This window comes from Chloracidobacterium sp., assembly GCA_016720705.1.
GTDB lineage: Bacteria > Acidobacteriota > Blastocatellia > Pyrinomonadales > Pyrinomonadaceae > OLB17.
Genome location: JADKKB010000001.1, coordinates 221,418 through 237,519, shown reverse-complemented (window position 1 = coordinate 237,519; position 16,102 = coordinate 221,418). Strand labels below are relative to the sequence as shown.

Here is a 16,102-nt window from a genome sequence, read left to right as displayed (position 1 = left end):
AAATCGAAATTTCGGCCTTTTGGAACTTAATTACTTTCCAGTATTCGTGTTAGCCGACCGACTTTGCGGACTGCGATTTAACGCCCAATACCTCTAGAGCCTTCTTGAGTTGAATGTCCTCGGTCACCGCAGGTTTCACCTTCGGGGCCGGAGTCGGCGTCGCTTGCGGGTTCTGCCCGTCAGTCTTTTGCTTATCGACCATATCTTCGACATCCAGCGGTTCCGGCGTGTCAGGACGCTTGACCTCGATCGACGGTTTAACGCCCATCGAATTTCGATCGTCACCGAAGAAAGGTGTTCCGCCCGGCGATGCCCATTTTGCTACGGTCAGAAGGTATCCACCGCCGCTCGACATCGTAAACAGCTGCTGGTCGGTGCCCGACCCGAAAGTACGCTCGCCGATCACCTCGCCGCGCTTACGCTCGGCCACTGCGGCGGCCACAACCTCCGCTGCTCCGGCAGTCCCAACACTTGTCAAAACAGCCATTTCGCCTGCGAACGCTGCTTTTGCCGGATCAGCGGTAATTGTCCGTGTGACCTTGCCCTCGCGGCCAACGACCTTTGCCAGATCACCGTCTTTGATAAAGAGATTGGCGACCGCCGCCCCTTCTTCAAGTGTGCCGCCCGCGACGCCGCGAAGGTCTAATATTATCTTTTGAGCACCCTGCTTAGTGAGTGAACCGAGTTGTGAGCGGATGTCCGCGGCCTCGCCGGTATCCAGGCTGTTGACCTTTATGATGCCGATCTTGCCGCTTTCGATACGCGATTCGGCAGTCGGAGCCTTGAAGCTTCCGCGAGTGACCTTGATCGTCTGCGGCTTTTCGCCGGAGCGAAGCACTCGGAGGCCGACGACTGAGCCTGCGTCGCCCGACAATAATTGCCGTGCGTCATATAGTGATATGTCGCGAGTTGCCTTGCTGTCGATATACTCGACCACATCGCCCGACTTAATACCCGCTTTTTCTGCCGGCGAACCGGTTGGTGCGGAGATGATATAAACAAAACCTGCGACCTGAGACAATTCGGCTCCGATCCCGGCCTTTGAGGCAAATGTTCCGGCCTGATATTCCTTGACCTGCTCTGGCGTCAGATATGACGAGTACGGATCGAGTCCCGAGGCGAGCCCGCGAAGGGCTCCGACACGAACCTTTTCCATATTCGGCTCGTCCACATAATCGTTCTGAATATGCTGGAGCACCGACTCAACGATCCGTAACTGGGCTCCGGGATCGTTCACCGGTTGTTGGGCCTGGGTCGTCAGAAGGCTGCCGACGAGCGGCAAGCCACCGATGACCGCGTAGATTGCGATCGCTCCCGAGAGCACCAAAACCCAGATCTTTCCGCGAAATGACATATAATACCTCTGACCAAAAACTAAAACCGCGTCGTTTAGGAATTATCCGACATCAAAATTATTCGTGCAAGAATTAGATACAGTTAATAACGTCCCGATTGCAGACATTTCCCAAGTTCCGCCCGCCGGCCGCCTGCTCTCGCTCGATCCCGGCACCAAACGCATCGGAGTTGCCATATGCGACGAACTCCGCGTCACGACTCGGCCGCTCGACGTTATAACGCGAACCAATTGGAAAAGTTTACTTTTATCCGTCAAAACCATTATCGCGGAATTTGATGCTAAAGCACTGGCAATTGGTTTGCCGCTCGAATCCGACGGCACGGAAAGCGAAATGAGCACCTACGCCCGCGATTTAGCCCGCAAGTTCGCCCTCTCGCTCGATATTCCGGTCGTGCTACAGGACGAACGAAACACCTCATACGAAGCCAAATCACGCCTCTGGTCCGAAGGCGCCGCCGCCGACACCCGCGCCAAGGTCGATTCCGCCGCCGCCGCGATAATCCTCGCTGATCTGATCGACCGACTACCGCCAAGGCCGAGCAACGAGCCAATTTCTAGTACAAAGTAGTACAAATTACTCGCGTTGGGACAAGAATTAGCCTTTCAAACACCGATAACGTCTTCACCGTCAATAACTTACGTATTTGTTCCACGCGCGTTACCTTAGCTGGGACAAGTTAAACTCGCCAAATAATGCTCTTAGCCGTCTTGTCCCACTGTCCCACGGTTTTTTAAATTGTATTTCATCGTTCCGCCACGATCTTGCAGAACCGCATATCGACGCTTTGACGCTTGACTAACCCATTCAGCAGTGAGCGTTTCCGCCTGCGGTTCTTATTCAAAGTCGGCAATGCTCTCGGAAAAGCACGGGGCAGCATAGATGACTCAATCGCTGGCGTCGAGAATAATATCTGCAATATCCACGTTCCCCATGAATGCGAAGGTTGGTTGGCTCATATCGCCATTGTTCCCGCTGAAGTCCTCGTCATAAAAATGATACCAATTCCACTTCTAACGCCTCCACGGCCGCAATTGCTCCAGCCACTTCAGCTTGGTTCGTTCCTACGAAACTTGCGTGGCAAAGCTCGTTTATCGTGATCGTCCGATAAAGTTCAATTTCGGCGACAACTAGGGCACTAATTACGTTGGTACTATCAGTCTTCTTCGCAAGTTTTGCAGCTTCCCAAAAGTTCTCTGAAGTATATCGGCGGTCTAGAATGTGATACGTAACGGCCAATTTCTTCTTGTCACAGAACTTCTTAAGGATCATCTCGAAATGCGTCCTCAAATACACCATCGCGGCTTTATAGTCATGATCGGCTAGATACTGCTTCGAAACCTCCAAATACGATTTGACGTGGTTATAGATCGAGAAATCACGCTCATCAGTTTTACCTGCAAAAAACTCTGCGGTTGCCCAATCCGTAAAGCGAAGTTTTACAATTTCATACCAAGCCCGATCATAGGTAAAAAAGAAGATTTGATACTCGCTAAAGTGCTGCTTCAGGATGTCCAGAACTGGAAGTCTGTTAGACATGTCTAAGCCGATTAGAACGTCATCCAGAGCTAAGATCCGCAATCGGCTTTCAGGCTGAAGTAGTAGGGCTGCAAAAAAGATGGAAATAGCAATGGCAGAGAGTTTTGCCTCGTTGAGGAATAGATGATGTCCGTCCCTGTCCTGGCCGAAGGACTTAACTTTCAGGATGACCTTCTGATTTCTTATCTCCTTCGCTTTTTCATCAAACGAAATCCCCGCGCACCCAATTTCAAGATCGAGATTATAGCCGAAAGTGTCGAGTATTTCCTTGGCTTTAGCTTGGAGTTCTTTCAGCTTTTCAATCAGTCCGTCACTATATTCTTTGAGCAGTCCCGTTAAACCGTCTTTTGCCGTTTTGCTTCGGTAGTTAAGGTTTTCAAAGGCGTACAGGGCTCGGTTCCATTCTTCGCCGAATTTTCGGTTAGTGATATCGTTTTCAACATTTTCAAGGACGCTACCCATCAGGAGTTTGAAAATGTTGACTGTGTCCTGATCCTGATGGAGAAAATACGTCGCGAGAAGGGCTTTGTAGTCAATAAATCCCTTTGTTTTGTTAATCTCAAGAATGAGTTGGTCGTTCGTATTGTCTGTTGCATTTGACCACTCATAGGCCTGCGTCATCGGACGTTTCTTTTGGGATTTTGATTGCTGTGCGGGCCGCGGTAAGCCGGTGAGTTCAATTTTTACAAATCCGTCATCTGTTGTCGCGAAGATATTTCTGTACGGGAATACGGTTACGTTCCGTTTGGATGCATCACGTTCCGCGCATTCGAGAAAATCCTTGAGAGCGAGAAACACGGATGACTTACCGCTCCCATTTTCTCCATATACGAGCAGATTCTTTCCTGTTGCCGTCAAATCGATCTTCAACGGCCGGCTGCCGAATACGCGGAAGTTCTTCGCTTCGATCTTGATGATCCGAATAGACATTACGCTTTGCCCTCGATTATCCGAACAATTTCTAGTGTGTCGAGAAAAAAAATGTTCTTCCTGATAACGTGATTGCGATCAAAAAGACATTCGAATATTCGACGAATCTCCGCGAGCTTATCCCCGTGGATTTTATCCACCGCCGGCAACTTTTCGTCTTTCAGAGGTTTGAAAAAGTATTTCTGCGCTTCCTGTATTTCTTTTGCCAGATATAGCTCGTAAACGAGACCATTGATGACTTGTTCAAAGTACGCGATCATTAAAGATCGGGCAGAGTCAGTTTCATCAAGCATGATGCCTTTAAGATAAAGAACGTAATCAACTATTGTCGCAATCAATTTTTGGGCTTCCATCTCGCAATTCGGCACAGTAAATCTACCCAAGTTATTGGTCGTAAATTCATAGAAAGCCCCGCTGAAGGGACTGCTCGTCTGTTTGATGAAATACCAGAGTACTGGGCTATTGAGAACCCCGAGAAGGTATTTATAATTGAATTCCATTTCGTTGCTCACGACGAGTACATAGCCTTTCGTATTTGTAAGCCAACCCGCGCGATCAAACGCGAAATTTGGAGAATTCTGCAAATAAGGTGTGATTATTTTATCGCCCTCGAATATTTTGAGATCGCGCGAACGGTGAAGCGAATACCAATACTTTGGGTTCGTCTTATATTTGATTTTCTTCTCAATGAGTTGCTTCTTAAATTGGGCAATGTACCGATAAGCAAGAGGAAATTCGGCCCTCAATTTCGATTCTTCAAGCGGCACGGTTTTGCCTCTGGAGTCTATATAATGAGGGTAGAAAAGTAGCAGATCACTGACAGGTTTCTCATACCTTCGAATGTCTTCGCCCTTCAACAGATGTCGCATCATCGAAGATTCAATTTCAATTTGAGCGCCAATAGCTTCCGAGTAACACTTTGTAGTGTTTTTTGACATTTCACCCCTCATAGTAAAGATCTCATCTCCGACCGTCACAATTCCCTGGTATATGCCCTCAAACACTTCAGTCAATCTATTTGGAAAGGACGAAAGTCTTCCAACCAGACTAGATGATTCTTCGTTACTCGTTAGAGTTCGCCAATGACTTGCATCGTTAGAGTATTGCTTGGTGCTGAACGGAATATGCTGGAAAACTTTAGAACCAACTTCCTTTACCTGGATCGAAACGTTGTTATTTGAATACTCAAAGATTCCCGTATATGTTGTGGCCGTTTCAAAAATCTGTTGAATGCCAAAAAGAATTGCTGACCTTAGCCCCCGAATGTCGTCTAATAGCTTTTTTAGCCCATTGCCGTAGTCCGCCGTTAAGAATCTGTGTGGATGGATAAATAACACAACCCCAGAATGGTTTAGCAAGGCAAATGATTTCTCTATAAACGTAACGTAAATATCAAATTTGCCAGTCGCCGTAACATATTTCGACTTTAGAATCTTCGCAATTTCGTCGCTAATATTCTGAATTTTCAGGTAAGGCGGATTTCCTAAAACGACATCAAAACCGCCTTGCGTTTGAAAGATCTCAAAAAAATGAAGATGCCAAAGGAAAAACGGTTTGAATTTCGAAAAATCCATCATGGCAAGCTGCTCTTGTGTTTCGCCGAGGTCCGAAAGCTCTTTTTGCTTTTGGACTATCTGTTTTTTTAGCTTTTGGATTTTCGGAGTCTCAATCTCAGACTTCATGGTCGCTTTAACATTCGCCACTTCACCGTCCAAATCCTGCCGAAGCTTTTTCAGTTGCTGATTAACGGCTTTCTCAACCTCGCGAAGATTCTCACTGACGAATTCGTGTTCAAGACGGTCCGCCGCCGCTCTGAGGTCGCGTTTACGCTCTCCGTTCGTCTCTTTAATGATTGCCTGGTGTATCTTCTGCAATTCCGCGAATCTAATACTTACCTTACTTGGTTCTTCGCTACCGTTGTACAGAGATTCTCCGGCAGCTTTTCGGTCTTTCCCTTTACCGGTTGCCCCATCAAGTTGGACCTTAAGAGCCACTATATCTTTCTCAACGGCGTGGAGCTTTATCGCCGCCGCATCGCCTTTTTGATGAAGTAAGAAAAATTCTTGCGTCTTTTTAGCGATCTTTTCTTTCAGATCACTGATTAACTGTTCGGAATCGTGAGTCAGAGCGGCTTTTTGATCCAACATGGCATCGTCGAAAAGCCTGATGCCACGAAACTCGTCTATCAATGAGTCTCCCTGCATGATCTTGAAATCTAGGTTTGGAAGGGGTTGAACCGTTTTGCGATCCTCTTCATCTACTACGAGCGAAAGCCAAAGCCGGAGTTTAGCGATCTCGACAGCGCCCGAATCAATATCGACACCATATAGCGAATTCTCGATAGCATGGCGCTTCAATTCGTAAGCGGACTTTTCAGGCATTGACCCGATCGAAGCCAGCGTCTGCCTCGCACGAACAATTTCGTGCATCATTCCAACCGGAAATGCACCTGAGCCTATTGCTGGATCACAAACCTTTATATTGGCAAGCCTTTTATCGATTTTTCGGGCATTTGCTCGAATACCATCAGGCAGGAGTTTATCCTCGTTCGCTTTGTTTGATCTTGCCTCGAAGTCGGCGTGACGTTCGCCATAAATAATGAATGTTTCTAAGTCGTCCCGTGCAATATTTGCGAAATGTGTGTCCAAATAATTGATCAGGCTCTGCTGACACATATACGCGACGATCGGTCTTGGGGTGTAATACGCGCCCTTCCCTTTTTTCTCATGTTCGGGGAGCAAATTCTCGAAGACCTTACCCAACATTTCCGGATCAACAGCAACCTCTGTTTCCAGTGGTTCAGATTCATTGACTGTAAAGTTATAGCGGTCAAAAATATCGAGAATACCGTCGCCGATGTCGCCATCTTTGGTTTTCTCATTGTTGGAGAAAAGATCATCAGGAAGTAAAAGGTCGAACTGCTGCCAATTGTAACCGTAGATTGGTTCAAAAAGTCCGCCATTTAAAAAAGGAATCTTGCAGTCAAATTGCTTCGAATAGTCCCTGTCGCGGGGATAAGCTAACGCCTCATAGAAAAGAGGTTCAAGAATATCATTGAAGTAGTTACACTTTTTTCCTGTTCGGGCGCCGGTTAAATAATCTTCCCTGTTCTCGAAAAGATGTCGCAAAAATTTCTTATCACCATCGCCCCATTCCGTCTGTACGCCGAACCAACCTTTCCTCTGGAGGAAGTAAAGGAAAACGACCTGACCAAGTAGCTTTTTAGCAAAATCGTCTGCATTAGGAACAAGGGTCTCATTGTCGGAACCATCGACAGCTTTTTTGGAAAGTCCAATATCAAGAAACTCCTGCTTTACCCGCGAGTTTTTTTCACACACATCGAGAATCGCAGCTCTCGTTCGTTCAAAAAGGACTTTATATTTGTTGAAAAACTCCTTTGTTACGGCCTCGACATCAAAGCAGTCTTCGATCTCCTGAACTGTGGGAGCGTTTCGGCTGCCTATCCATTTAACAAACCTAGATTGTGCAGTATGGGACTTTTCGGATTCCCCTACCAAAAAGGACTTCCGGCGGGCTGGCGTGATCTTATCGACTACCTCCTTGAATCTTCCTTTCTCGTTCTCCGCTAGACTTGTTTCCAGGGTTACAAAGGAAAACCGCCAGTCGCCGCCGTCGCTAGGGACGTACGCGAGAAGGACAGCTGTCTTCCCAAGACCTCGGTCACTCTGCAGATAGTCCGCAGCAAAATTTCTAAGGCCAGTTCTTCCGTGCTGTAGTGTTGTCTCTCGATTGAGATTGATAATTAGAACATCGATCTTCCTTTGATCCGGGTCGGCATATTGACCAACCCTTTCATAACTAGCTATTCGATCCCGAAAGGCGGCGCGAATTACATTCCCGCTGAGTGGGCCAAAGGCCTTCGTTAGATCGAAGCTAGGCAAGAACTCACTTAGAAATTCCTCAAAAGCGGGTTTCGCAAACCTGCTTTGAAAGACATCTTTTATAAGGCTACGGGCTTGTTCTTCATTCATAGGTCCAGACGGGAATGGTTAAAGAAAATACTCCGACAAAATAACCTCTCGCGGTTTTGCGGGAAGTCGGGCTTCGGTTTCGGCATCAACCGCCAAAGTGTCGCGGTCAAAACTTTTCCAAAGGATATCTAACACAACCTTAGCCTCGTCTGACTTTTCGACCAGTTTCCAAACGCGATTTACTGTTTTTTTGGCAATGGAACCATGTTCGAGCGCAAGAAGAGCATCCTGCCACAATCCATCGTCGGCATCAGTAAAATCTTGTCGCTGATCTGGCTTAAACGCTAAGAGACGGCGACGGAGCTTTGTATAAACATCGCTGCTCGCAGCCGGTGAATATTTTGTCTCTTCGTCCGTTCTCAATGCGTCCGCCAGAGCAACTTGATTCTTGCGCAACAGATCATAGAAGGCGGAACCGACACGACACTTTTCATCGCTTTCGCTTTCGAGAAGTTTTGCGGTCTGTAGAAAGTTGAGCTCAGCGGAGTGAGACTTATCGCGAGACGAAAGGTAAAACTTATCGAGTTTACCGATCCGGAAATAGGTGAGTAATGCGTCTTTGTATCCCTCGATTTTTTGCGCCGAACGCGCTTTCTTAGGCAAAGCCTTGATATGAGCGAAGAGTGCCTTATCGTTTTCCTGAATCTGACGAATTTGCGTTAGGTATTTAAGTTCGCTCTCGGTTTCCTCTTCGTCCTCGCCCGTGATCGTTGCTTTGGAAGTCAGACGTTCGAAGAGATTAAATGATTTGATCTCTTCATTTTCTGTTAGAAGTGCGGCATCGCTGCCTAGCATCTCGATAAACGCCTCGATCTTCGCTTCGGCGGCAGCTTGGAGGCCAATAGCATCTTCGCCTTGTGTCGATGGGAAGAAATTATATGTGTAAACCTTTTCAAACTTGGTATCGACACGATTGACCCGCCCGACACGCTGCATCATCCGCGTCGGGTTCCATGGGATATCGTAATTGAGAACTACATTTGACCGATGAAGAGAAACGCCTTCGGCAAGAGCATCGGTTGTGATGAGAATGCGATAAGTATCTTTTGGCTTGCGAACTCGCGCGTCGAAGTTTTGAATCACTTCTTCGCGGGTACTTTTTTTAGAGCTGCCGGAATAACAGATCACCTTTTCATTCAGTTTCGATTCGATCAGGTCGCTAAGATATTCTGCCGTGTCTTTTGCCTCGGTGAAAAGTAGTATCTTCGATTCTTTCAGGATCGGGTCCGATTGTAATAACGCCTTAAATTCATCCCACTTGGGGTCGCGGTCTATTTGCTGCCAGTCTTTGTGAATCTCTTTTAGCACCGCGAGATCGTCTTGCAGATCGCTGAGAAAAGCCGGTTCGAAATCTTCGGCTTCGTAACGGGTTGCCGCATCGTCCGCGATCAGTTTCTCGATCGCGTCAAAATCTCCTGCGTCGATCAGCTCGAAGATTAGGTTTGTTTTTTTCTTGCTGACATAAACGTATCCAGATTCATACGCCTGGATATACCTTTCATAAACATCGATAAATCGATCGAGCGTCTTTCGAAATGCCGCAAAGCTGCTCTCAAGCCGCTTCACGAGCAGAATCTTCATGAAGGCGGCAAGGTTGTTTTGAGCCGTGGTCGTATCGTCGTCTAACTGCCCTTTGAAATAGATATCGACGAGTGGGCGATAGCGGGCATATTTGATTTCTTTACTAACGCGGCGAATTGTTTGAGTAAAAATTCTGTCTTCTATCGGCGACAAGCCGTAAAAAACTGGCGTCGGCGTTTCGACTTCGGGAAATTTTAATCCCTGTTTTGCTAGGTCATCCCCATAATAAGCAGATATCTCCGTCCGGGTGCGCCTAACCATCAGGTGTTTCAAGACTCGCTCACGAACTTCGTGAGCATTTTCGCGCATCGCTCGCCGATAATCCTCGCGATTTGTGACCCGATGCAGTCCGCTGATATTTGAATTGAGCCGCCGGAAAAAATTATCAAGGTTCGGCAGATTAGGAATTGTACTGTTCCTCGAATTTTGAAAAAGCTTCAACTGGCTCAACAGATCGGACGGATGGTTGTTAAATGGCGTCGCGGTAACGAGCACGATCTTTTTATTCCGGCAGATCCGATGAAGCTTTGCGTAGGTTTCATTAAATTCGTTCCGGAACCGATGTGCCTCATCTATAAAAACATACTGGAATTTTCGAAGGTCAAGTTTAAGGATCTCGTCCAATCGTCCAACCGAAAATGTTTTGAATCGCCTGACTCCGAAATCGCGAAAAACATTTCCCCATGCTCCGGGATTTTTTTCGTCTATCAGGGCAGGCGGCGCAATAACCAATATACCTCCGTCGAGCTCACGCGCGAGCATCGCGGCCATGTAGGTTTTACCCAGACCGACAACATCGGCAATGAAGACGCCGTTGAGCTCTTCGAGGATTCTTTTCGCTGTTAAAACCGCGTCGTGCTGATATTGAAGCCGAAGGAACTCTTCAGGGTAATATAGCTCGTCGAGTTCGCGGATCTGAGTCAGTTCGTTTTGGAAATATTCGTATAAAAGCTTAAGATAAAGTTCTCGCGGTGAAAATTGAGCCAGATGTGACTTTTCTTCAACGGCACTAACAAAGTCCTGTGAAACCTCTACCGAGTCTTTCCATAGCTCTTCGAATTTCTGAAGAGCAAAATCATAATCGGAGCGATTCTTAAGCTCGACGTTAAACTCTAGATTATCCTGGAGCCCGGATTGCGAAAGGTTACTTGATCCAGTGATCACGCGACCTTTGTCCAATTGCTCCTGCGCAAAGGAGAAGATATAGAGCTTCGCATGTATCTTGGATTTGTCGTAAGCACGAATCTCAACTTTTCCTTCGCTACACCAACGGACTAGCTTCTCGATCCCCGACTCGACTGCCTGACTCTCTTCTGCAGTTTCGAGTTGATGAAGCATCACGTTGTTAAAGTGATTGGTCGTATCTGAGGTCGAGCGAAGATTGAGCGTTTGTTGGGCTTGCAATAAGGCGTCGTGGACCTGTTGTTCGGTTTCAAGGCCGATCAAAATTCGGATCTTTCCACACGGTTCGAGTGATTCCTGAATAAGGTGAAAACCGCTCAGGTAAAAATATCCAACCAAGCAATCGAAGCTGTCGCACCTCGGCAAAAGATTGTGCAATCTTACCGCAAACTTTCGGTCAGCTTCGTTTGTGAGAAACGTTAGGTCGGTACTCATTTTCGTTTGCCAGTTACTATTACAATTGATTTCGGAGCAACCGCTGTCAGATTAATTGCGAGAGCGACTACCAAAGGATGTTAAAACGCCCTGTTGTGTTTGATTGAATATTTTATCACACAAACACAACCGTATTTTAGACAGCTGGCGCGGAAATTATTTTTTGATCTTGTCTATTTTGGCGTCATTACCAAGGTCACGGTCGCGGATCGTTCGACCGCCGCTTTCGAGAATGGAAATATCGCCGGTTCCCCGGTTCGCCACAGTTCAAATTGGTCTTTGAAATACTTTGACGCGGGATCGCCGCTTTGGCCGAGTGGGATGACGTGGCGGGTTGCGTCCCAGTTGCCGGGGCTAGTGATGTGGCGCATCGATACGCTTGAGCCGACATTTGGCGTCTGACCGCTACCGTTGATCGGAACGGACGGTGTCTTAAATTGGCCGCCGATGAGCGGAACCGCGGCCAGCGGATGCGGAAATCTTGAAACCCAAGTCGCTCCCCAAACCCATTTGCTATCGTCAGGCCCCAAGCGTTTAGCGTCTGAGAGCGACGCTCGAGCCGATGTATCGCAATCGCGATAAAGGTCAGCATCCCTCTGATACCCATTGGGCAGCCACCGCTTGAGCTTTTCCCGAATGGCTCTCTCAAGTATCCGGTCGCGAATTATGAACGACGGCACCGGGCGATTATCATCGGCAACCTTATTCGCAAGACAATTTCGCATTTCGTTGGCGAGCACTGCACCCCGCGAATCCGGTTCCATTCGCCCATCCCAAGTCTTGAGCACGGACAGGGTTTCGGGCGAAGGGCCGCCCACTTTGACGATCTCTTTCGCAAGCAGATCCAATGGGATGTTGAAAGTGTCGTACTGGGCGTCTCGCACGTCATCAAAGGTCACTTTAGTCTTGGAGTTGAGTATGTCGAACAAACGCCGTGCCCGCCAGGGCGCCGCCGTGTCGCGGGACAATTGAGTGTACTTGTACGATGTTCCGACGATCCGTTGGTTGGCGGTGACGATCAGTCCGCTCGGCGGATTAAATAGCACCGGCAATTCGGCAAACGGGATCGTCCCGACCCAATCGCCGTCACCCGTCGATCCGTCATACGGCAACGCACCGTCACCGGTTCTGCGAATCGGGATCTTGCTTGCGGCGTTCCATCCGATATTCCCTTTTGTGTCGGCATAGATAAAATTCTGTGCCGCACCGCCATACTTTTGCAACGCATTGCGAAAACCGGTCCAGTTCTTAGCCCGATTCCACTCGTAAAACGCCTCAAACTCCGAATTGTGCGGATCAAATGCGGTCCATTTCAGCGAATATTTCTTACCGCCATCCTCGGTGATGATCGGGCCGTTGCGGGTGACGATGACGTCAAACTCGACCGGATCGGTCTCCGGCTTTAACGGGTTTGACCGAACGTTGATGATCTCCTTTCTCACCGTTGCTGCCTGCCATCCGGTGGGCGTCTTGTACTCGCCCTTGTCGTTGAATGTCTCGACGTACAGATCCTGAACGTCAGGGCCGACATTTGTCGCTCCCCACGCGATCGAATCATTATGGCCAAGTATGATCCCGGGAACGCCCGGGAAGGTCACGCCCGAGACTCGCATCGTGGGTGTCGAAAGATGTGTCAGATACCAAATGCCGGGTGCGGTCGCGGCAAGATGCGGGTCATTGGCGAGGATCGGCTTGCCGTCCGCCGTCCGCTTTCCTGAAATGACCCAATTATTGCTCGCCGCAAGGTCCTCTGCGTATAGCCCGACACGCTCAAGCGAACTCGAGCGCAGTCTATCATCAGCATCGGCAAGAGCCAGCAATCCATTGGAAACTTCGACGGGTTTGCTCGCAACTGCCTCCTTTTTGGCAGGCGTGTCTTTGCCAAAGAGGATCACGTCATACGGTGTCACCGGATCATTCAGATCCGCCAGTTTGTCTTTGGAAATATTCTGCATCGACGCTCGAATCAGGTCGTACCGCCACGTCGTGCTAAGGGCGTCCGAGAGTATCTTGCCGATCACGATCGTATCAGAGGGCCGCCATTCTCGAGGTCGATACTGCAGGAATCGGAACTCCACCGGTAACGTCTTTTCATCCAGTGTCGCAATATACGCATTCACGCCGCTCGCATAGCTCGTAAGGGCGGACTGAAGTGCCGGGCTGAGAAACGTCAGGTTTTGCTCGGCGATGGCCGAGAAATTAAACCGTCGCCAACGCTTATCTTCGTCGAGAACCGTCTTACCGAATATCTCGGCCGTTTCGCCCCGTGCCACACGCCGCATCAGATCCATTTGAAATAGACGATCACTTGCAGTGGTGTAACCCTGCGCAAAATACAGGTCGTTATCATTTGTCGCCGAGATATAGGGAATGCTGCGGGCATCACGCCGAATAGTCACCTCGGCCTTAAGCCCCGCGATGCCTTTGGTCGGAGTTGCGGGTTGAGCAATGGCCGAAATGAAAGACATTGCGGCAATGACGATGATCCACGGGGTGCGAATTTTCATATTGTTGAAAGGTCGAATTGGTGTAAATTGTCACCTTAAGTTAAACTTTTTCACAATCGTAATCAAACGAAATAGATCTCTAATTTATGAATAAGTTGAAAATAACCATTATAGCCACAACATTTGCGATCTTTTTGGCCGCCTGTGGCCAGGCACCGCCGCCGAACTCGGTAACCGGCACAAACGACAATAAGCCGAATGCCGCGGCAACGCCAACGGCAACGGCGCCGACACCGGTCGACGAGACAGTTTTGGCACGAAACCTTTATACAACCAACTGTATGACGTGCCACAGGGACAGCGGAAAGGGCGGCAAAACAACTGTCGACGGCAAAATGATCGACCCGGACGATATCACCACCGCCAAACAGAAAGCCAAGCCTGACGAAAAGATATTTGGCTACATTTCCGAGGGATTTCCCGATGACGGAATGCCTGCATTCAAGGATAAATTGACTGAGGCAGAGATCAGATCGATCATCAAGCACGTTCGTAGTCTGCAACAGTAGTTTATAAACGCGGTTTGCAAAACACGGTCCGCATATCTAAAATCTTTACTTCGAGCACCCGTAGCTCAGCTGGATAGAGTATCTGACTTCGAATCAGAGGGTCGCAAGTTCGAATCTTGCCGGGTGTACCACAATTACTGTTTCCTCTACACAGGCCGGACATTTGTCCGGCTTTTTTTCTGTACGCTTTGACAATAGACTTTCTGCGAAGTTTGCATTATGATTTCGCGTCAACTTTAATAAATCGTGTGCGCTCCGACATCTATCAGAATCTCGATCTGATTTGATACAAAAACCGTAGGGCTCAAACTCAAAAAGAAGAAATAAAATATATGAAAACCATAGCGATCGGAATTTTTTCAATGGCATTTCTGCTTGTTATTTTGGGCACCACGACGCTAATGGGTCCGTCACAAGCCCAGAGTACAAACGTAAACCGATCGGCGAATGCAAAACCAGCAGCCACACCCGTTAAGCCCGCCAAACACCCTCTTGACAAGGGCGACTTCAAGGTCGGGTTCTCACCTGTGACTAAGGCCAAACAGCCTAAAAAGGCGATGCCGAAGGACGAGGTGGCAATGCTTCAGGAAATCGCGACCGAGCTCAATCAACTTATTGCATTGCCGCGTGACGTCTATCTGAACTTTGACAAGTGCGGCGAGGCAAACGCGTACTACAATTCAGAAAGTACAGAGGTTACTATCTGCTACGAACTCGCTGACCAATTCGAGGAAGAGTTTAAGACTATTTCGAAGGATCCGAACGAGGTCGAAGATATGGTCGGCGACACGATAATGCAAGCTTTTTTCCACGAACTTGGCCACTGCTTGATCGATGTCCTTGACCTGCCGGCAACCGGCCGAGAAGAGGACGCGGTCGATCAACTTGCAACGATCCTGATACTTGACGGTTCGCCCGAAGGTCGGAATAGTGCTATTAACGCCGCACTTGAGTTTGATGTTGCCAGTCGCGACACCGATCCCGGTGATATGGCATTTTGGGACGAACACTCGTTTAGCAAGACACGATTTTACGATATGCTCTGCCTGGTTTACGGTAGCGACCCCGTCAGTATGAAATCTATAGTCGGCCCTGACGGATTGCCCGCGGAGCGTGCCGGACGCTGCACAATCGAATACGAACGTGCTGACAAAGCGTGGATGCGTCTCCTCGAACCATTCATCATCAAATAGTGATACGACATATACTTTCGACTTTATTCACTTTTGGGCATCCTCGTGATGCCCATTTTTTAGTTCGTTTTTACATACGGATCGAAACTGAATCCATTTCCAATCTACCGCCGAAATGATTTGCTTGGGTCATTATTATGTTCAGTCGATCTACTTAGATCAGGAAGGTCGCTAAAATACTATGCAAAAAAGATACTTGGTAGTTGGTGCCAGTAAAGGGATCGGTAATTCGCTTGCAAAAATGCTGACGGCGGATGGCAACACTGTAATTGCGATCAGCCGCACCGAAGGCGAACTGGCGGGAATGGAAGGTGTTGACTTTCAGACGTATGACGTGGCATCCGACGAGCCTCTTCCGACGATCGAGGGAATCATTGACGGTGTCGTGTACTGCCCGGGGAGTATTAATCTTCGGCCTTTCAATCGGCTCACGGAAACTGATTTCGTTTCCGATATGCAAATCAACCTTCTTGGGGCCGTCCGCGTAATCCAACACTACCTCCCAAATCTGAAAATATCGGAGAATGGATCGATTGTGCTCTTTAGCACCGTGGCGGTGCAGACGGGAATGGGGTTTCACGCCTCGGTCTCGGCAGCGAAAGGTGCAGTTGAGGGCTTGACCCGAGCCCTCGCCGCCGAATTTGCGCCGAAGATCAGAGTCAACTGTATCGCTCCGTCACTTACCGACACGCCGCTTGCCGAAAAGCTTCTAAATACGCCGGAAAAAAGAGACGCGTCAGCCGCTCGGCATCCGCTAAAGAAGGTTGGAACAGCAGCGGACATCGCGGAAATGGCAGCTTTTCTGCTATCAGAAAAGAGTGCTTGGATAACCGGTCAGATCTTACACGTCGACGGCGGAATGGGATCCGTACGCTAACC

Annotated in this window: 9 protein-coding genes and 1 tRNA gene; 5 read left to right on the top strand and 5 right to left on the bottom strand. The window is 48.5% G+C overall.

Annotated elements, in window-relative coordinates:
* Window positions 1-49: 49 nt before the first annotated feature.
* Window positions 50-1,354: a PDZ domain-containing protein gene (locus IPQ00_01150; protein ID MBL0239172.1), complete on the bottom strand. Its 1,305-nt coding sequence runs from the start codon at window positions 1,352-1,354 to the stop codon at window positions 50-52.
* A gap of 64 nt (window positions 1,355-1,418) precedes the next feature.
* Between IPQ00_01150 and ruvX the strand changes: the two genes are divergently transcribed.
* The gene (ruvX, locus tag IPQ00_01145; GenBank protein ID MBL0239171.1) at window positions 1,419-1,925 is read left to right on the top strand and encodes a Holliday junction resolvase RuvX; all 507 of its coding nucleotides are present in this window, start codon (window positions 1,419-1,421) and stop codon (window positions 1,923-1,925) included.
* A gap of 417 nt (window positions 1,926-2,342) precedes the next feature.
* Here the strand turns inward: ruvX and IPQ00_01140 are convergent, their stop codons facing one another.
* The 4 genes from IPQ00_01140 to IPQ00_01125 all read right to left on the bottom strand — a co-directional run bounded on the left by IPQ00_01140 (window position 2,343) and on the right by IPQ00_01125 (window position 13,521).
* Window positions 2,343-3,824, bottom strand: coding sequence for an AAA family ATPase (locus IPQ00_01140; GenBank protein MBL0239170.1), 1,482 nt, complete (start codon window positions 3,822-3,824; stop codon window positions 2,343-2,345).
* Window positions 3,824-7,816, bottom strand: coding sequence for an Eco57I restriction-modification methylase domain-containing protein (locus IPQ00_01135; protein ID MBL0239169.1), 3,993 nt, complete (start codon window positions 7,814-7,816; stop codon window positions 3,824-3,826). The genes IPQ00_01140 and IPQ00_01135 overlap by 1 nt, the downstream gene beginning before the upstream one ends.
* An 18-nt stretch (window positions 7,817-7,834) precedes the next feature.
* Window positions 7,835-11,014, bottom strand: coding sequence for a helicase (locus IPQ00_01130; protein ID MBL0239168.1), 3,180 nt, complete (start codon window positions 11,012-11,014; stop codon window positions 7,835-7,837).
* A gap of 173 nt (window positions 11,015-11,187) precedes the next feature.
* A complete protein-coding gene (locus tag IPQ00_01125; protein MBL0239167.1) occupies window positions 11,188-13,521 on the bottom strand; it encodes a penicillin acylase family protein in 2,334 nt (777 codons plus the stop codon).
* An 86-nt stretch (window positions 13,522-13,607) separates the two neighbouring features.
* Between IPQ00_01125 and IPQ00_01120 the strand changes: the two genes are divergently transcribed.
* The 4 genes from IPQ00_01120 to IPQ00_01105 all read left to right on the top strand — a co-directional run bounded on the left by IPQ00_01120 (window position 13,608) and on the right by IPQ00_01105 (window position 16,100).
* Entirely contained in the window at window positions 13,608-14,030 is a 423-nt protein-coding gene (locus IPQ00_01120; protein MBL0239166.1) for a c-type cytochrome, read from the top strand.
* A gap of 54 nt (window positions 14,031-14,084) precedes the next feature.
* Window positions 14,085-14,161: transfer RNA gene (locus IPQ00_01115), tRNA-Arg, on the top strand.
* Window positions 14,162-14,362: 201 nt separating this feature from the next.
* The gene (locus tag IPQ00_01110; GenBank protein ID MBL0239165.1) at window positions 14,363-15,223 is read left to right on the top strand and encodes a hypothetical protein; all 861 of its coding nucleotides are present in this window, start codon (window positions 14,363-14,365) and stop codon (window positions 15,221-15,223) included.
* 181 nt (window positions 15,224-15,404) lie between these two features.
* Window positions 15,405-16,100, top strand: coding sequence for an SDR family oxidoreductase (locus IPQ00_01105; GenBank protein MBL0239164.1), 696 nt, complete (start codon window positions 15,405-15,407; stop codon window positions 16,098-16,100).
* Window positions 16,101-16,102: the final 2 nt, after the last annotated feature.